The organism is Meiothermus taiwanensis WR-220, from assembly GCF_003568585.1.
Lineage (GTDB): Bacteria > Deinococcota > Deinococci > Deinococcales > Thermaceae > Meiothermus > Meiothermus taiwanensis.
The window spans coordinates 1,115,977-1,133,843 of record NZ_CP021130.1 but is presented as its reverse complement, the minus strand read 5'-3'; the positions used below and the strand labels follow the sequence as shown (position 1 = coordinate 1,133,843).

General features: G+C 62.9%; 13 protein-coding genes. 7 read left to right on the top strand and 6 right to left on the bottom strand.

All coding sequences use genetic code 11. From position 1 onward, the window contains the following. Positions 1–197: 197 nt before the first annotated feature. From MTAI_RS05680 to MTAI_RS05660, 5 genes are all read left to right on the top strand, one after another. Complete coding sequence (locus tag MTAI_RS05680; RefSeq protein ID WP_027887638.1) at positions 198–1,001, top strand: phosphotransferase family protein; 804 nt, start codon at positions 198–200, stop codon at positions 999–1,001. Positions 1,002–1,106: 105 nt separating this feature from the next. Continuing rightward, positions 1,107–2,429 carry a tRNA (N6-isopentenyl adenosine(37)-C2)-methylthiotransferase MiaB gene (gene miaB, locus MTAI_RS05675; RefSeq protein WP_027887639.1) on the top strand — a complete coding sequence of 441 codons (1,323 nt, stop codon included), beginning with the start codon at positions 1,107–1,109 and terminating at the stop codon, positions 2,427–2,429. Further along, a complete protein-coding gene (locus MTAI_RS05670; RefSeq protein ID WP_027887640.1) occupies positions 2,426–3,316 on the top strand; it encodes an FAD-dependent oxidoreductase in 891 nt (296 codons plus the stop codon). Before miaB ends, MTAI_RS05670 begins: the two co-directional genes overlap by 4 nt. Before the next feature lie 13 nt (positions 3,317–3,329). Beyond that, positions 3,330–4,124: a thymidylate synthase gene (locus tag MTAI_RS05665; RefSeq protein ID WP_027887641.1), complete on the top strand. Its 795-nt coding sequence runs from the start codon at positions 3,330–3,332 to the stop codon at positions 4,122–4,124. 1 nt (position 4,125) lies between these two features. Beyond that, positions 4,126–4,614, top strand: a complete 489-nt coding sequence (locus MTAI_RS05660; RefSeq protein WP_027887642.1) for a dihydrofolate reductase — start codon at positions 4,126–4,128, stop codon at positions 4,612–4,614. Positions 4,615–4,647: 33 nt separating this feature from the next. On the opposite strand, the gene MTAI_RS05655 is transcribed toward MTAI_RS05660, so the two are convergent. From MTAI_RS05655 to MTAI_RS05645, 3 genes are all read right to left on the bottom strand, one after another. Beyond that, positions 4,648–5,409, bottom strand: coding sequence for a GPP34 family phosphoprotein (locus MTAI_RS05655; protein WP_027887643.1), 762 nt, complete (start codon positions 5,407–5,409; stop codon positions 4,648–4,650). Between the two features lie 70 nt (positions 5,410–5,479). Beyond that, the gene (locus MTAI_RS05650; protein WP_027887644.1) at positions 5,480–7,690 is read right to left on the bottom strand and encodes an ATP-dependent Clp protease ATP-binding subunit; all 2,211 of its coding nucleotides are present in this window, start codon (positions 7,688–7,690) and stop codon (positions 5,480–5,482) included. Between the two features lie 215 nt (positions 7,691–7,905). After that, positions 7,906–8,505 (bottom strand): Uma2 family endonuclease, encoded by a 600-nt coding sequence (locus MTAI_RS05645; protein ID WP_043982785.1) that lies wholly within the window; start codon positions 8,503–8,505, stop codon positions 7,906–7,908. A gap of 355 nt (positions 8,506–8,860) precedes the next feature. Here MTAI_RS05645 and MTAI_RS05640 point away from each other — a divergent pair, with 355 nt between their 5' ends. Continuing rightward, the gene (locus tag MTAI_RS05640) at positions 8,861–10,387 is read left to right on the top strand and encodes a glycine--tRNA ligase (protein ID WP_027887645.1); all 1,527 of its coding nucleotides are present in this window, start codon (positions 8,861–8,863) and stop codon (positions 10,385–10,387) included. 393 nt (positions 10,388–10,780) lie between these two features. Then, positions 10,781–12,565: an RCC1 domain-containing protein gene (locus tag MTAI_RS05635; protein ID WP_027887646.1), complete on the top strand. Its 1,785-nt coding sequence runs from the start codon at positions 10,781–10,783 to the stop codon at positions 12,563–12,565. Between the two features lie 411 nt (positions 12,566–12,976). Here MTAI_RS05635 and MTAI_RS05630 read toward each other — a convergent pair whose 3' ends face one another. Genes MTAI_RS05630 through nuoL form a run of 3 tightly spaced genes read right to left on the bottom strand, consistent with a single transcriptional unit; the run spans position 12,977 to position 17,866 of the window. After that, positions 12,977–14,563, bottom strand: coding sequence for an NADH-quinone oxidoreductase subunit N (locus MTAI_RS05630; protein WP_223299682.1), 1,587 nt, complete (start codon positions 14,561–14,563; stop codon positions 12,977–12,979). A gap of 52 nt (positions 14,564–14,615) precedes the next feature. Then, positions 14,616–16,037, bottom strand: a complete 1,422-nt coding sequence (locus MTAI_RS05625; RefSeq protein WP_027887647.1) for a complex I subunit 4 family protein — start codon at positions 16,035–16,037, stop codon at positions 14,616–14,618. Further along, complete coding sequence (nuoL, locus tag MTAI_RS05620; RefSeq protein WP_027887648.1) at positions 16,034–17,866, bottom strand: NADH-quinone oxidoreductase subunit L; 1,833 nt, start codon at positions 17,864–17,866, stop codon at positions 16,034–16,036. The genes MTAI_RS05625 and nuoL overlap by 4 nt, the downstream gene beginning before the upstream one ends. Position 17,867 lies beyond the last annotated feature (1 nt).

The window sequence follows — 17,867 nt, the reverse complement described above, 5'->3', positions numbered from 1 at the left end:
AAGCAGCTAGACCCCTCGAGCGGGGCTTAGTAGGGGCTGCTTCACCCAAGTCGGCATCAGGTAAAGTATAAAGTTTGGTATACCAAAGCGTCAAGCCATTCAGGCAAACGCCCGTTGAAAGCCACGCCCTTGGAACAAAGGGCACCGATGGATGTTTTTTGTGTACGCAATCGCCAAACCGCTATGCTAGTGGATGTATGTCGCTCGCACGGCTGGGACAGGGGCGCGAGGCTGAGGTGTTCGCCTGGGCCGACGGCTACGTGCTCAAGCTGCTCTGGCCGGAGTTTTCCCAGGCCGACGCTGAGCTCGAGGCCCAGCTCACCCAGCAGGTCTGGCTGCTGGGGGTGCCCTCGCCCAGGGTGGAGGACGTGCTCGAGGTTGAGGGGCGCTGGGGGCTGGTGCTCGAGTGGATTCGGGGCGTGCCGCTTACCGACTACATCCAGTCCAACCCCGAACGTTTGGGTTTCGCCGCCCAGACGCTGGGGGCCTTGCACCGCCAGCTTCATCAAAAAGCCGCCGGGCACCTACCATCCCAGCGAGAACACCTCATCCAGCGCATCCAGGCCTGCCGGCTTTCAGAAGCCGAGCGAGCGGCATTGCTGCAACACCTCGAGCGCCTACCCGATGGAACCGCCCTTTGCCACGGCGATTTTCACCCCGAGAATGTGCTGATGAGTGAAAAGGGCCCGTATGTGGTGGACTGGCCCAATGCCACACGGGGCAACCCCCTGGCCGATATCGCCCGCACCACCTTGCTGATGTTGCACAGCGTGTTTCCCCAAGACCTGCCCGCACGTGAGGAAATTTTGCGCCAGCGCCGAACGTTTTACCAAACCTACCTCGAGCACTACCAGAGCTTCTCGAGCCTGGATATGGCCCAGCTCCAAGCCTGGATGCCCATTGTGGCTGCGGCCCGCCTGCGGGAAAATATCCCCGGCGAGGAACCCAGGTTGATGCAGCTCATCCAGGAAGGCTTACGGGAATACGGCGCCTCGGCCTGAACCTGGCCGCAACCACCCACCGGACATTTCGTAGACACCCCTCCATTTTGCTACACTTAGAATCTGTGCGGCCCCGGAATCCCTCCGGTAGGCCCAGAGGTTTACATGAAAACAAACATCATCACCTATGGCTGCCAGATGAACGAGTACGACACCCACCTCGTGCGTAGCGAGCTGGTCTCGCTTGGTGCAGAGTTCGTGGACAACTGGCGGGAAGCCGACTTCGTGCTGGTCAACACCTGCGCGGTGCGGGGCAAGCCCGTGGAGAAGGTGCGCTCGCTTCTGGGTGAGCTGCGCAAGGAAAAAGAAAAACGCCCCCTGCTGGTGGGCATGATGGGCTGCCTGGCCCAGCTCGAGGAGGGCCAGCAGATAGCCCGTAAGTTCGAGGTGGATGTGCTCCTGGGGCCGGGGGCGCTCACCGAGATTGGTAAGGCCCTCGAGGCCAAAAGCCGCTTCTGGGATCTGAGCTTCCGCGAAGAGCTCACCCACCACCTGCCCCCCGCGCCCCAGGGGGCCCTCTCGGCCTTTGTGAGCATCATCCGGGGCTGCAACCACCACTGCACCTACTGCATCGTGCCCACCACCCGTGGCCCCGAGGTAAGCCGCCACCCCGACCTGATCCTGCGCGAGGTGGAGCAGCTCAGGGCCGCGGGGGTGGTGGAGGTCACCCTGCTGGGCCAGAACGTCAACTCCTACGGCAAAGACCAGCCGGGCTTCCCCAGCTTCGCCGAGCTATTGCGGATGGTGGCCCAGGTGGGCATCCCCCGCATCAAGTTCACCACCAGCCACCCGGTCAACTTCACCGACGACGTAATTGCCGCCATGGCCGAGACCCCCCAGGTCTGCCGCTACATCCACCTGCCGGTGCAGTCCGGCTCCAACCGGGTGCTGCGCCGCATGGGGCGGGAGTACCGGCGGGAATGGTATTTGGATCGCACCCGGGCCATCCGCCAGGCCATGCCGGATGTGGTGCTCTCCACCGACATCATCGTGGGCTTCCCCGGCGAGACCGAGGAGGACTTCCAAGAGACCCTTTCGCTCTACGACGAGGTGGGCTACGACAGCGCCTACATGTTCATCTACTCCCCGCGCCCCGGCACCCCCAGCTACAAGCACTTTCAGGATCTGCCGCGCGAGGTCAAGGTCGAGCGCCTCCAGCGCCTGATTGAGAAGCAAAAAGAGTGGAGCTACCGGCAAAACCAGCGCTGGGTGGGCCAGACCGTGGAGGTGCTGGTGCGCGGCGCTGCCAAGGACGACAGCTTTGTGGAGGGCCACACCCGCGGCAACCACCCCACCCTGATCCCCGCGGCCCAGGCCCCGCGCCCGGGCTTGTACCAGGTGCTCATCCAGCAGGCCACCCCCCACATGCTGCTAGGTGAGGTGGTGGGGGCGCAGGAGCCGGCCACGATTCCGCTAGTGATGGCGTGAAAACCCAGGCTGAAATCGTGGTGCTTGGGGCCGGCATCGCCGGGTTGTGTGCGGCCAGGCTGCTGCACGAGGCCGGCAGGGAGGTGCTGGTGGTGGCCCGCGAACTCGGCGAGGCCAGCCGGGTGCCGGATGCCCTCTTGAACCCGGTGCGGGGCAAGCGCGGGACGGTGGCGCTCGAGGCCGAGGAGGCCCTGGAAGCCCTCTGGGACTTCTATCCGCGTTTTACTCCAGTGCGCCAGGGCATCCTGCGGCCCGTGCCCGAAAGCGATAGGGCGGTCTGGCGGCAAAAGCTACAGGGCCGCCGGGTTCCGCACCTGTGGCTCGAGGAAGGTTTGTACCTGGAAAACGCGGGGTGGCTAGAGACCACCCCCCTGCTGCACCGCTTAGCCGAGGGCCTGAACATCCTGTACGCGAATGTAGAGCGGCTCGAGGCCAGCACGCTTTGGCTCGAGGACGGACGCAGGGTATCGGGCAGGGTGCTGGTCTACGCCGGAGGAGCCAGCGGGGCACACCTGCTTGGGCTGGGCGGGCGCTTCACCCCCGGCTCGGTGCTGCTAACCCAGCAGCATTTCAAGCAGGCCCGCTCGTATGGGGTGTATGTGGCCGGGCACAGCCTGGGGGGGAGTTATCTACCCCACCAGGACAGGTATTCACCCCACCAGACCCAGCCCCACGAGGTGGAGTGGCTGCTCTCGGAAGCGGAGAGGCTGCTGGGCTACCGGCCTGGGTGGAGCTCGTCCTGGGCTGGGGTGCGCTACCGGCTGGACAAGGATTATCTCAAGCCCATTCCCGGCGGCTTCGCCCTTACCGGCTTTGGCTCGGCGGCCTATTTTTACGCCCCTTTATACGCCCGGCGCCTCCTCAAACGTCTCACCGGCCACTCCTGATAGACTGTGCGTCATGCAGCAGTACCACGACCTGATGCGCTATGTGCTCGAGCACGGGGTAGATAAGTCCGACCGCACCGGCGTGGGCACCCGCTCGATCTTTGGCTACCAGATGCGCTTCGACCTCGGCCAGGGCTTTCCCCTGGTAACCACCAAGAAAGTCCACTGGAAAAGCGTGGTCTACGAGCTGTTGTGGTTCTTGCGGGGCGATACCAACATCGGCTTCTTGCGGGAAAACGGGGTCACCATCTGGGACGAGTGGGCCGACGAGGCGGGCGAGCTGGGGCCGGTGTACGGCAAGCAGTGGCGGAGCTGGGCCGGGCCGGACGGCCAGACCATCGACCAGCTGGCCTGGGTGGTGGAGGAGATCAAACGCAACCCCGACTCCCGCCGCCTATTGGTGAGCGCCTGGAACGTGGCCGACCTGCCCCGCATGGCCCTGGCCCCCTGCCACGTGCTCTTTCAGTTCTACGTGGCCGAAGGGCGCCTCTCCTGCCAGCTCTACCAGCGCAGTGCGGATATTTTCCTGGGGGTTCCCTTCAACATTGCTTCCTACGCCCTGCTGACCCACATGGTGGCCCAGGTCACGGGCCTGCAGCCGGGCGAGTTCATTCACACCCTGGGTGATGCCCACCTCTACCGCAACCACTTCGAGCAGGCCCGCCTGCAGCTTTCCCGCGAGCCACGTCCCCTGCCCACGCTGCGGCTCAACCCCGAGGTGAGGGATCTCTTCGCCTTCACCTACCACGACATCGAGCTGCTGAACTACCACCCCCACCCCCGCATTCCTGCGCCGGTAGCGGTGTAGCATGGCCCGCAAGATTGCTTTTGTGGTGGCGATGGACCAGAACCGGGCCATTGGCCGGGCTGGCACGTTACCCTGGCACCTGCCCGACGACCTCAAGCGCTTCCGCGCGCTGACCCTGGGCAAGACCGTGCTGATGGGCCGCAAGACCTTTGAGAGCATCGGGCGGCCCCTCCCCAGACGGCGCAATGTGGTGCTTACCCGCGACCCGGCCTTTGCCGCCGAGGGCGTGGAGGTGGCGCACACCCTCGAGGAGGCCCTGCAGCTGGACGACGAGCTGATGGTGATTGGGGGGGGCGAGATTTACACCCTGTTCCTACCCCTGGCCACCCACCTGCACCTGACCCTGGTCGAGACGCTCATCCCCGGGGCCGATACCTTCTTTCCCCCCTGGAACCCGGCCGGGTGGCGCGAGACCTACCGGGAGCACCACCCCGCCGACGAACGTCACCCCTGGGCCTTCACCTACCTTGACCTGGAGCGCACCGGGTGAAGCGAGGTCTGGTGATGGGGCGTTTGCTCCGGGTTACTCGCCGCCCCCACCCCCACCGTCGCCCCCTCCATCCCCGGCATCCGCCGAGAGGCCGTCGAGGGCTACGCTGACCTGATGAAAGGCACGCTCGAGGTCGTGGTGCTCGAACTCGCCCTCCCACAGCGGGAAGGGCACATAACCGTCCGAGGCGTTGCCGCCCATGAGGTTTCTGAGCTGCTGTAGCTGCGCCTCGAGCCCCGGAAGCAACAAGAGGCCGGCCCCCAGGCCCCCCAGCAGGGCGACCGCCTCGGCTTTCCCATCGGCCAGCGAGGGCACCAGGCGGCGGGCTTCCAGCAGGCGCTCCTTCAAGCGGCTCTTCAAGCTGACTCCGTCTGGGGTGGGTCGGTAGTAGGTATAGGGAACCAGGCCTAGAAATTTGCCAGATTGCTCAAGAAGAAGCCCCCGCTCTACCAGGCTGGGGAGGACGGTTTTACCCTTAAAGCCGCCGTACCCCGGGCCGTACTCCCTTTGCAGGTGCTGCAAAACCTGGTTGATCTCGAGCCCTTGCCGGCTGGCACTCTGAAGATGGGCCCACAAACTTTGCAAGACCGGGTTTTGCGGCGGGTTGTCAGGGTCAAGGACGAATTGCGGCTGGCCGCTGGGAGCGGCGCTGTCCACCCGCAGCAGCCCCCTGGCAATCAGCTCCTTGAGCGCGACCTTCAGCACCTCACTGGCGGCCGCATCGCGCTCGAGCAGCACCAGAATTTCAGGCGCGCTCAGCTCTTGCAGGAGAACTTCTTTAGCTTGTACTGGCACGCCTTTATGGTAAGGCTCGAATGTCAGCGCACATTCAGAAAAACCTTCCCGCGGACGGGGAGGGGTTTTGCTAGGCCAAACCCAGGCTCAGCGCCTCTTCCTCGATGGCAACCGCGCCGTCTTTGAGGGTCACAAAGAGGGTGCGGCCCGGGCGGGAGAGGAGCTCGAGGGAGAGCGGGTCTTCTATCTTCTCCCGGATCAGGTTGCGCAGGATGCGGGTGCTGCCCTGTTTGGGGGCCTGGCTGACGAGCCAGGAGGCCAGCGAGGGGTCGAAGCGCACCACCCTCTCGCGGGATTCCAGCTCTTTGGCGATGTCCTCGAGCATAATCTGCGCGACCTGCACCAGCTCGGGCTCGCTCAGGTTGCGGAAGCGGATCACCTCGTCCAGGCGGTCGAGGAACTCGGGGGTAAAGATGGCCTTGAGGGGGCTCTCGGTGTCCACCTCGCGGTTGGTGAAGCCGATGGCCGGGCCCACGTTGAAGCCGGTGTTGGAGGTCATGATCAGGATGACCCGGCGGAAGTCGACGGTGCGGCCTAAGCCGTCGGTCAGGCGGCCTTCGTCCAGCACCTGCAAGAAGGTGTTGTAAATATCGGGGTGGGCTTTCTCGATCTCGTCTAAAAGCACCACGCTGAAGGGCTGGCGGCGTACCGCCTCGGTCAGGCGGCCCCCCTGCTCGTAGCCCACGTAGCCCGGCGGGGCCCCAATCAGCTTGGAGATGGAGTGCGGCTCCTGGAACTCGCTCATGTCGAAGCGGATGAGGGCCCGTTCCGAGCCAAAGAGCACCTCGGCCAGGGCCTTGGCCAGGTGGGTTTTGCCCACACCCGACGAGCCCACGAACAGGAAGCTGGCCGAGACCCGCGTCCGCCCGCCCAAGCCCACCCGGCTGCGGCGCAGCGCGGCGGCCAGGGCCTCGACGGCTTCCTTCTGGCCAATTACCCGTTTGTTGAGTTCTTCCTCGAGGCCAAAGAGCTTGCTGTCGTCTTTGTCGTCTACGTAGATACCGCCCCAGGAGTCCACCACGCTCTCGATGTCCTCGCGGGCCACCAGCGGGGTGCCATCTTCGTCCACCGCCACCGGCAGGCCCAGCGAGTCGTTGAGGCGAACCCGGCTGGCGGCTTCGTCAATCAGGTCGATGGCCTTGTCGGGGAAGTTGCGCCCCGGCAGGCTGCGGATGCCAATCTTGACCGAGAGGCCCAGAATCTCATCGGGAATGACCACCCCGTGGTGGGCCTCGTACCTAGGACGCAGCCCTTTAAGGATCTCCAGGGTCTCCTCGGGGGTGGGCTCGAGCACAATTACCGGCTGGAAGCGGCGCTCCAGGGCCGCGTCTTTCTCGATGTAGCGGTGGTACTCGCCGGTGGTGGTAGCCCCGATGACCTGGATCTCGCCCCGGCTCAGAGGGGGCTTGAGGATGTTGGCGGCGTCCAGGGTGCCCTCGGCCCCGCCCGCCCCAATCAGGGTGTGCAGCTCGTCGATAAAGGCTACCACCTTGGCGTTCTTGAGCTCCTCGATAATCTGGCGCAGGCGCTCCTCAAACTCGCCCCGGTACTTGGTGCCGGCCACCACCCCGGCCAGGTCTATCGAGACGATGCGGGCCCCGCGCAGCACCGGCGGCACCCGGCCTTCCACGATGGCCTGGGCCAGCCCCTCCACAATGGCGGTCTTGCCCACGCCGGGATCGCCCACCAGCACGGGGTTGTTCTTGGTGCGGCGGGCCAGAATCTGGATGACCCGGTTAATCTCTTCGGTACGGCCAATTACGGGATCGAGCTTGCCCTCGCGGGCCTCGCGGGTGAGGTCGCGGCCATACTCGTCCAGGAATGGGGTGGCCACGGCTTTTTCCTTGGTTTGTTCGCCGGCCTGCGAGAGCACCCGCCAGCGGATGGTGTCCACATCCTTGGCGTAATGGGTCATGATGCGGTAGGCGATGCCGTCGCCCTCGCGGATGATGCCCAGCAGGATGTGCTCGGTGCCGATGACCTGGCTCGACATGTTGCGGGCCTCGGCCCCGGCCAGCTCCATCACCCGCCGGGCGCGCGGGGTGATGGCCGGTGGCTCACCGGTGCGGCTGCCCTCGCCCCGCCCGACCAGCTCCTCCACCATCCGGCGCATGGCCTCCAAGCTGGCCCCGTACTCCATCAGGATGCGCGCGGCTGTACCCCCTTCGCGCATCAGGCCCAGTAGCAGGTGCTCGGGCCCGATCATGCTATGGCCCAGTCGGCTCCCTTCCTCCCTGGCGTAATGAAAAACCAACCTGGCGCGATCGTCGTACCTGTTCAAGCGCGAACCTCCTGGTATGTCGTACAAGTATTCATAGCGCCGCTTTCTTCCTACCTCAATATTACAGTATGACCAGCTCTTGCTTGGTGTTTGCGCCACACGTTACGAAGCGTTTCCAGAGTTTTATGAAGAAAGAATTATCTCGCTTGGAGAAACAAACATCACAGCGATTTTTGCTATGTTGAATTCATGCACCATGCACATGAGAAGTGCGGTTAGCGGGCTTTACTCCCATCTGGCGTTGTATCTTCTGGCTCGAGCTGTCCCAGTCGGGCGTAGATGTCCTCGAGCGCGATCTCCAGGTTTACGCAGGGTAGCTTGAGCGGGCCGCTTTCGATGCGCTCGTAGAACCAGCCCCCCTCCGCCCGCCGGAACACCTCGGCCCGCATGGTGTTTTGCTCGAGCAAAACGTACGTTTGCAGGCTGGGTAGGGTCTGGTAGTTGAGCCACTTTTCGCCCCGATCGATGTCGAGTGTGCTATCTGACAAAACTTCCACAATCAGAGAGGGTGAGCGCTTGATGTATGGATGGTCGTCGGAGGTATCGCATACCACCATGACGTCGGGATAGTAGACAGCACCCGTGGGCGTCTGAACCTTGACATCGCTCATCAAAACCCGACAGCCAGTGTCCCTGCTGTTCTGAGCGATAGCCATGGCTAGCTCAAAGGCCAGGCGGTTGTGGCGTTCGCTGTTACCGGCCATGGCAAAAACCTGTCCATGGGCATACTCGTGCCGCTCAGAGGAGGTGGCCTCAAAGTCCAGAAACTCCTCTACCGACACCTCGGTTTTGACAGGGGGTTTCGGCCTGGGCATTGCCTACAGGATAGCAAAATCCTTGATGGGAAAGGGCCGCTGTGTTACCTTGTAGCTTGCGTTGAACCGCAGGAGTAACCCGGCGTTCCGCTACAGCGAGCCTGGGAGGGTGTGAGCCGGGCAGCCAAGAACCGGGTGAAGGGCGGCGGAGCCAACCTCAACGCAACTCAAAGGGCCTCGAGCAAGCTCGAGGAACTGGGGTGGAACCGCGGATGTTCGCGCCTTTTCCGGCGCGTATTCGTCCCCAGGCATGCGTGCCGGGGATTTCTTTTTTCCGGCACAGGCTGGCAAGGGGTAGCTGGCTGTTCTGGTGCACACAACCTCTAACCCTAAACCAGCCCCAAAGGAGCAACCTATGCCTGCTGAAACGATGGAAGAACTGGTAAGCCTGTGCAAGCGCCGGGGGTTTATCTTCCCCGGGTCGGATATCTATGGTGGTTTGCAGGGAACCTACGACTACGGCCCCCTGGGGGTCGAGCTCAAGAACAACCTCAAGGCCGCCTGGTGGCGGGCCAACGTCTACGAGCGCGATGATATAGAAGGCCTGGATGCCAGCATCCTGACCCACCGGCTGGTGCTTTTCTACTCGGGCCACGAGGCCACCTTCTCAGACCCCCTGGTAGACAACCGCATCTCCAAGAAACGCTACCGCCTAGATCACCTCCTCAAGGAACAAAAACCCAGCGTGCTACAGGCTTTATCGCAAGCCATGGGATTGCACCAGGAGGAGAGCCTGGCGGCCCTGGTCTCGCGCCTGCTGGCCGAGCCCGAGAAGGCCGCCCTGGCCATGAGCACCGCCCAGGTCATCGACCCTGCCGACGGCGCGCCCGGTGACTGGACGCCCCCACGGCCCTTCAACATGATGTTCAAAACCCAGATTGGCCCCGTGGCCGACGAAGACTCCTACGGCTACCTACGCCCCGAAACGGCCCAGGGCATCTTTATCAACTTCAAAAACGTGCTCGATGCCACCAGCCGCCGCCTGCCTTTTGGCATCGCCCAGATCGGCAAGGCCTTCCGCAACGAGATTACCCCGCGCAACTTCATCTTCCGGGTGCGGGAGTTCGAGCAGATGGAGATCGAGTACTTTGTGAAGCCCGGCACCGACGAGGAATGGCACCAGCGCTGGCTCGAGACCCGCCTGGCCTGGTGGGAGGCCCAGGGCATCCCCCGCGAGCAAATCCGGGTACTGGACGTTCCCAAGGAAGACCTCTCGCACTATTCCAAGCGCACCTTCGACCTGATGTACAACTTCCCCACCCTGGGCTTCGAGGAGATCGAGGGTATCGCCAACCGCAGCGACTACGACCTAGGCAGCCACACCAAGGGCCAGGCCGAGCTGAAGATTCAGGCCCGGGTGCTGGAAAACCACCACTCCACCGCCAAGCTGGCGGTGCAAGACCCCGAGACCAAGGAGTGGTTCGTGCCCTTTGTGATCGAGCCCTCGGCCGGTGTAGATCGGGCGGTGCTGGCGGTGCTGTCGCAGGCCTACACCAAGGAAAAGCTGGAGAACGGCGAGGAGCGCATCGTGCTCAAGCTCAAGCCGCACCTGGCCCCCATCAAGGTAGCGGTCATTCCGCTGGCTAAAAACAAAGAGGAGATTACCAGCTACGCCCGCCGCCTCAAGGCCGATTTGCAGGCCCTGGGCTTTGGCCGTGTGCTCTACGAGGACACCGGTAACATCGGCAAGGCCTACCGCCGCCACGACGAGGTGGGCACGCCCTTTTGCGTTACGGTGGACTACGACACCATCGGCAAAAGCCAGGACGGCAGCACCACCCTGCAGGACACCGTGACGGTGCGCGACCGCGACACCATGCAGCAGGAGCGGGTAGCAGTAAAGGAACTACCCCAGTACCTGCTCGAGCGCCTGAAAAGCTGATGCGCCAGGCTGCCTGTAGCGGCTGTCATACCAGATTCGGTTAGTTTGGCACCCTCCAGCGGCGCACCAACCCGACCGAAGGGATACGCTTTCTTCGCCGAGGGTAGCAAGGGGTGTGCTCAAAGATAGCCTCTGGAGGTCTTTGCCTTGGATGACTATCTTTTTGAATCCGGTATGGGGTGGATTTTGTATCGTGTATGTCGCTTTGTGAACAGGGCTTCGCGTTGACAGTAGAGAACAAGTGACTGGAAAATGCGGAAGATTTTCCAGCTTTTTAGAGTGGCTGAGACGGGTGGCTTCAATCAGATAGCTGCAAATCCAGTGCCACATTTATCACAGGCTTCAAATTGCCGAAGCTCTATGATGACAGTCAAAATTTAGCAAGGAGGTACTGTGAAGAAACTTCTCTTACCCCTCACAGTGGCGGGTCTGGTGTTGATCGGTTGTGGCACGCAATCGCAGTCTCAGCCTAACTTCACAATATCCCTCAACCCTAACAATGCTTCGGTTGGCCCCGGCCAGTCGGTCTCCACCACCCTCACCCTCACGCCCCAAAACGGCTTTAGCGGTACAGTAAACCTGAGCCTACAGAACCCACCTGAAGGCGTTACAGTCTCACCCGATGTCATCAACGTAAACGGAACAAACCCACAGAGCTTCACCATCACCTTCAACACCACTTCTAGTACCCCCACCGGCTCCAACACCCTTACGCTGGTTGCCACCCAGGGCAGCCTCAGCAAAACCGCCAGCTTTGGACTAACTGTAACCTCGTTCAACATTGCACTAACCCGCTCGAGCACCCTGCGAGCCCAGGGCCAGAGCTTTTCCGACTTCAACCTTGTCCTCACACCTGAGGCCGGGTTTAGCGGTTCGGTGAGCCTGAGCCTGCAATCGCCCCACAGCGGCATCAGCATCAGCCCGGCCAGCCTGAGCGACTCCGGCCCTGTAACGCTTTCGGTAGACCGCACCGTTCCGGAGGGGGTTTACAACCTCACCGTACAGGCCAACAGCGGGAACCTGATCCGCACCGCTCCTCTTACCCTGCGGGTGCTGCGGGCCAACACCCTGGCTGCGGGAGGCTACTTCAGCGCAGCTGTTAAAACCAACGGTGAGGTCTGGTCATGGGGCGACAACACCTACGGCCAGCTGGGTCGGTCAACCACCAGCACCACCGATAACACCCCTGCCCAGGTTCCGTCCATCAACGGCGTGGTCTCGATATCCCTGGGTGAGTTCCACCTCATCGCCCTCACCAGTGATGGACGGGTGATTACGGTGGGACGGGACGAGTATGGGCAGTTGGGGGATGGGCCGGGAGACCCGAACAGCTCCAACACCGCTCCCAACGTGCGTGAAAATATCCTGCCTGCAGGGGTCAAAGCCGTAGCTGTTCAGGCCGGTCGCTACCACTCCCTGGCCTTGACCTCCCAAGGCACCGTATACGCCTGGGGGCGCAACGATGTGGGCCAGCTTGGCCTTGGTAACACCACTCCCACTCCACAGGAATCGCCCGCCCCTATTTCCGATCTTAACGACGTAATTGCCCTGGCTGCCGGTGACGACCACACCCTGGCCCTCAAAGCCGACGGCAGTGTTTGGGCCTGGGGCGACAACCCCAACGGCGAGCTGGGAACCGGAGACAACACGCGCTACAACACACCGACTGCTGTACCGAACCTAGCGGGTGTAAGGGCCATTGCCGCTGGGGGCAACCACTCGGTTGCGTTGCTGGAGGACGGCACGGTGCGTACCTGGGGCTATAACAACCACGGCCAGCTTGGCAACGGTACCACTACGAACAGTAACACGCCGGTTACGGTCACGGGCTTAACGAACGTGGTAGGCATTGCAGCGGGCTACGAGTTCACCCTGGCCGTTCTGAGCAATGGCTCGGTCAAGGCCTGGGGGCACGACGACAGCTTCCAGCTTGGCAACGGCGCTGCTGCGGGTGACCAGACAACCCCGGTAGATGTTCAGGGCATACCCACAGGCCAGAGTGTGCGGGGTCTGGCAGCAGGCATCTTTCACGCCCTGGCCCTGCTGGAGAACGGTTCGGTGGTGGCCTGGGGCAGCAATATCCAAGGTCAGTTGGGTGATGGCACCAACAACTCCTCCGATGCAGCCAAGCCGGTGTCAATTACCGGTGTTCAGGTGCCCCACGCCTCCGCACCCTAGCCTGGATGGCGAATGCCCTGCCTGCTGCAGCAGGCAGGGCGCTTTTTATCGTGTTTCCCACAATTATCTGCCCCGCGGCGGTAGGCAATTTGCCCGGTACAGCAAAATGCGCTGTACTGGGTATTCGTGGGGAATGCTCTATGTTATTCGGTTAGTTCGGCGCCGGAAGGCGGCGAACTAACCCGACCGAAGGGAGCGCTCTAGGATTCAAAAAGATAGCCTCTGGAGGTCTTTGCTTTGGATGACTATCTTTTTGAATCCGGTATTAGGGTACATCTAAACCAACTTGGGCCGATGGTTCAAGGGCTTTTGTTTCTTCCAACACAGCAAAGAAGAAAAAAGCCCGGCCCCCAAGGCCGGGTCTCGGATGCATATTGGGACTATCGTGCCTGGAACGAGGTGTAGTCTCGCCTACTGTTGGCCCACCGTTACAGCGCCAAGGGGCACGCCGTTGTCGAAGAGCTCGAGGGTCTCCCCCGGCCGGCCCGTCCCCTGCAGGGTATGGCTGCCCACTGCCAGGGTCGAACCATCCACCGGTGCGGTGATGGTTACAGCCGCTGCCGCCGGGGGCAGGCCCGCGCTGAAGGCTCGCAAGCCCAGCCCAGGCAGAAGCGAGAGCAGGCCCAGCAGGGCCATCGCCCCCACCAGCATCCCCAGCGCAGGCAGGCCCGTCTGGGCCGCAGGGGCCATCAGGGCCTGGGTGAGGCCCATGGGGGCTGCCGTCACCGGAACCCCCGGCGCTTCCGAGCTGCCATACTGGGCCAGGGCCGCCTCGGCTTCACGATCTTCAGTTTCCTGGGCAGGCGTGGGCTGGCTGAAAATCAGGAAGAAGGTTTTGAGGTAGTAGTACGCACCAATGGCCGAGGTGACCAGGGCCAGCACCACCAGTCCGTAGAAGCCGGCCCGGGCTGCCTCCTGGAAGACCAGGTACTTGGCCCAGAACCCGGCCAGCGGGGGCAGCCCTAGCAGCGAAAGAATGCCCAGCCCTAAGGCCCCACCCAGCAGGGGCTTGCGGTACCACAGGCCGCGCAGGCGCTCGAGCGGCACTTCTTGATTCGAAAGCATCGAGAGCACCGCAAAGATCAGACCGGTAGCTAGAGCGTAGGTCAGTAGATAGAACGGGATGGTGGCCTGCCCGGTGGGGCCAAAGAGCCCCAGGCCGATGTAGCCGGCATTGGCAATGGAGGAGTAAGCAAAAAGCCGCTTGGCCTCGGTCTGGGCTAAAGCCCCAAGGTTGCCAAAGAGGGTGCTGAGGGCAACCAGCGCAGCCATACCGATACCCCAGGCTTCCAGGCCTTCGGGGGTGAAGATGCGCAGCATGGCCGCAAAGGCCGCCGCCTTGACCGCCGTAGCCATGAAGAGGGTGACCACCGTGGGGCTGCCCTGGTAGACATCCGGCGACCACCATTGGAAGGGCACCATGGCGGTCTTGAAGGCAAAGGCCGCCATAATCAGGAACAGCCCCGCAATGTAAAGCGGCCCCGAGCCCGTCGCACCCACCATAAAGCTGCCGGTTGCCCCAAAGTACAGGGCGATGCCATAGAGAAAGATGGCCGCCCCCAGCGCCCCCAGCAGGAAGTATTTCAGTCCCGCCTCAAAGCCCTGTTCGTCCCGCTGCCAGGTCGCCAGCACGTACAGGGGCAGCGAGAAGACCTCGAGGGCAATCAGCAGCACCACCAGGTTGGGGCTGCTGGCCATAACGTGCATACCGGTCACCGCGAACAGCACCAGCAGCGGGAACTCGAACTTCTTGGCCGGCCCCAGCAACAACGCCCACAGGCCACCCAGAATGGCCACCAGGGTCAGGCCCCGGGCCAGGGTATCGAAGCGGTAAAGACCCCCAAAGGCCTCCACGGTCTGGCCCCAACCGACCAGAGAGAACAAACCCGCCAGCAGCAGCGCCGCCACGGTCACGATGCGGTTGGCCTCGCGGGAGATCAGGAAGGCCAGCAGCGACAGCACGGTGGCAAAGCCTGCCAGCAAGTACAAAGTTAGCATCGCGCACCTCCCATCCGCGCAAAAGAGCTAAAAACCCGGCGCTTGCGGTCGGTCATGAAGCACCTCCAAAAAGCGCTGCAAGGGCCTTGCCGAGGGGCTCGAGGTAGACCGTGAACAGCTTGGGGTACAGCCCCATCAATAGCAGCACCCCCACCGTAACCGCCGCAAAACCCCACTCCCGCCTATCCATGTCCGGCACGGCCTGGGCCTGCGGGGTTTCCTGGAAGAGCTTCTGAAAGGCCGTGAGCGCGTAGGCCGCCGCGGCAATCACCGCCAGGAAGGCCAGGAAGGTCAGCCAGGGCGAGACCTGGTAGGCCCCCAGCAACGCCATCAGCTCACCGGGGAAGCCCGAAAGCCCCGGTAGCCCGATCATGGCCATCAGCAAGAACATCCCCAGCACATAAAGCGCCGGGGTGTGCCTGGCCAGGCCGCGCGCAGGAAGGACGTCCAGGCTGCCGGTGCGCTTGTAGACCAGGCCCACAAACAGGAACATGGCCGAGCCATACACCATCGAGGCCCCCAGCAGGTACAGCGCCCCCACCGTGCCTTCCATGTTGCCGCTAAAGAGCCCCAGGGCCGCAACGCCCATGTGCGAAACCCCGGCGTAGGCCAAGAGGGTCTTCCAGTCGGGCGCGCTGAAGGCCAGCCAGGCGGCGTACAAAGCCCCAAAGGCAGCCAGGAAGAGCAGCAGGCCCTGCCACTCCTTGAAACCCTCGGGCATCAGGGGAATGGCCCACTTGAACAGGGCAAAGACGCCCACCTTGTACAGGGTGCCCATGGCATCGGCCAGGCCCGAGGGGTGGTTTTGTTGGTGGAAGCTAGGCAGCCAGGCGTGCAGCGGGAAGAGCGGGGTTTTGACGGCCAGGGCCACCAAAAAGCCCAGGAAGGCCAGGGCCGCCGCCTGCCCGCTCAGGGGATGGGCCACCAGGTCGGTGTAGAGGAAGCTTTCAGCCCCGCCCAGGTAGCGCACCGCGAAGATGGAGGCCAGCATGGGCAGCGAGCCCACCAGCGTAAACAGGGCAAAGATGTAGATGGCCCGCAAGCGCTCGGGGCCTCCGTAAAACCACAGCATCAAGAGCGCGGGGATCAGGGTGGCCTCGAAGAAAGCGTAGAAGAACACCAGATCCTGGGCCGCAAAAATGCCCAATAGACCGGTCTGCATCATCAGGGCCAGGGCCAGGAAGCGCACCGGCACCTCGGCAACCCAGACGCCCAGGAGCACCACCAGGCTCACCGCCATCCACAAAAGCAAACCGACCCCATCCAGCCCCACCGCATAGTAGACGCCCACCTCGGGCAGGAAGGGGGTCTGGCTGGCGTAGGCCACCCCCTGGCCCCCGTAGCCGGCAAACAGCACCACCGCAATCGCCAGGCTCACCGCCGCCGAGACGATGGCGAAGGTGCGGCCCAGGCTTGGCACGATAAAGAGCAACAAACCCGCCAGGAGGGGTAACCACAGTCCCAGATGAATCATCGCAACACCCCCCAGCCCACCAGGAGTACCAGGGCGAGCACGAACCCTGCTAAGTAAAAGCGCAAAGCTCCGGTCTCGAGCCTTGCCAGCAGACTACCCAACCCCCCCATCAGGTTGCCCAGGCCAGCAAAACCCGCCAGAATACCCTTATCACCCCCGAATAGAAGTTCGGCCAGCCCTTTGGCCGGGTTCACCAGCAGGGCATTGTATAGGGCATCCACATAGAACCCTTGCAAGGCCGCCGCCTGGAAGCGCTCGTACCAGGCCGGCATCTTCTGCTGGAAGAAGCGGAAGCCCCACCACAAAGCAGCGATGGCCACCAGCGCCGAGGTGAGGATGAGCACCCACTCGGTGAACACCGGCAGTTTTTCGTGGGGAAACTCCCCGATGGCTTTGGTTAGGAAAGGTTCGATAAAGTTCTTGTAATCGATCACGTACGGCAACCCCATAAAGCCCACACCAATGGCCCCGACCATCAGGATGTGGTTGGGCCAGAGCATCACCGCCGGGCTCTCGTGGGGGTGTTCCTTGCCCCGGTACTCACCCCAGAAGACCAGCACATACCAGCGAATGGAGTATAGGGCGGCCAGCACCGAGGCCAAAAGCATCAGGAACCACAGCCAGGGGCCATACTCGAAGGAGTAAGCCAGGATGGCGTCCTTCGACCAGAACCCCGCCAGCGGCACCAAACCGCCCGAGGCGAAGGTGGCGATCAGGCCGTGCAGGTGGGTGGCGGGCAGGTACTTGCGCATACCGCCCATCTTGCGTACGTCCTGCTCACCCCCCAGGGCGTGTATCACCGAGCCCGAGGTCATGAACATCAGGGCTTTGAAGAAGGCGTGGGTCACGATGTGGAAGATGGCCACCCAGTAGGCCCCCACCCCCACCGCCACGAACATGAAGCCGAGCTGGGAAAGGGTTGTGTAGGCCACGATGCGCTTAATGTCCCACTGACCCAGCGAGCACAGCGCCCCGTAAAAGGCCGTCAGGAGACCGATGAGCACGATCAGGCCCGACAGGTAAGCATCATCGTGCAGCATGAAGGCGTGCCGAACCAGCAGGTAAACCCCTGCCGTGACCATGGTGGCCGCGTGGATCAGGGCCGAGACCGGGGTGGGGCCGGCCATGGCATCGGGCAGCCAGACCATCAGAGGCACCTGGGCGCTCTTGCCCATGGCCCCTACCAGCAGGAAGAAACCGGCCAGCGTGAGGGTGGTAAAGCTATACCCCCCGGCCTCCACCTTCTCGACCAGCTCGCTAATGGAGAGGGTGCCGAACATGCTCCAGAGCAGGCCCATGGCCAGCAAAAAGCCCAGGTCGCCGATGCGGTTGACGATGAAGGCCTTGCGGGCCGAGTCGACGTTGATCCGTTCGTGGTACCAGAAGCCAATCAGCAGGTAGGAGGCCAGCCCCACCCCCTCCCAGCCGATGAAGACCACCGGCAGGCTGTCGCCCAGGATGAGCACCAGCATGGCCGCGATGAACAGGTTGAAGTAGCTGAAGAAGCGGCTGTAGCCGGGGTCGCCGTGCATGTAGCCGATGGCCCAGACGTGGATTAGGAAACCCACCCCGGTCACCACCATCAGCATCACGCCCGAGAGGTTGTCGAGGTGGAGGCTGAAGGGGATGCCCGGCAGCCAGTCCGGGAGCGCCCAGCGCGCCCCCCCCTGCAGCAGCAAGACCAGGCCCAAAAGGAAGCTGCCCAGTACCAAAAGCGAGGCCAGCCAGCCCGCTGCCGGCTCGCCCAATCGCTTACCAAAGAGTCCCAGCAGCACGAACCCCAAGAGGGGCAGTGCGATAATCAGGGGTAGAAGAAAGGTCTCTTGCACA

Bases quoted from the DNA above. Each gene is read 5' to 3' on its own strand.
- MTAI_RS05680 (WP_027887638.1), top strand. From the start codon at position 198: ATGTCGCTCGCACGGCTGGGACAGGGGCGCGAGGCTGAGGTGTTCGCC.
- miaB (WP_027887639.1), top strand. From the start codon at position 1,107: ATGAAAACAAACATCATCACCTATGGCTGCCAGATGAACGAGTACGAC.
- MTAI_RS05665 (WP_027887641.1), top strand. From the start codon at position 3,330: ATGCAGCAGTACCACGACCTGATGCGCTATGTGCTCGAGCACGGGGTA.
- MTAI_RS05660 (WP_027887642.1), top strand. From the start codon at position 4,126: ATGGCCCGCAAGATTGCTTTTGTGGTGGCGATGGACCAGAACCGGGCC.
- MTAI_RS05645 (WP_043982785.1), bottom strand. From the start codon at position 8,505: ATGCCCAGGCCGAAACCCCCTGTCAAAACCGAGGTGTCGGTAGAGGAG.
- MTAI_RS05640 (WP_027887645.1), top strand. From the start codon at position 8,861: ATGCCTGCTGAAACGATGGAAGAACTGGTAAGCCTGTGCAAGCGCCGG.
- MTAI_RS05630 (WP_223299682.1), bottom strand. From the start codon at position 14,563: ATGCTAACTTTGTACTTGCTGGCAGGCTTTGCCACCGTGCTGTCGCTG.
- MTAI_RS05625 (WP_027887647.1), bottom strand. From the start codon at position 16,037: ATGATTCATCTGGGACTGTGGTTACCCCTCCTGGCGGGTTTGTTGCTC.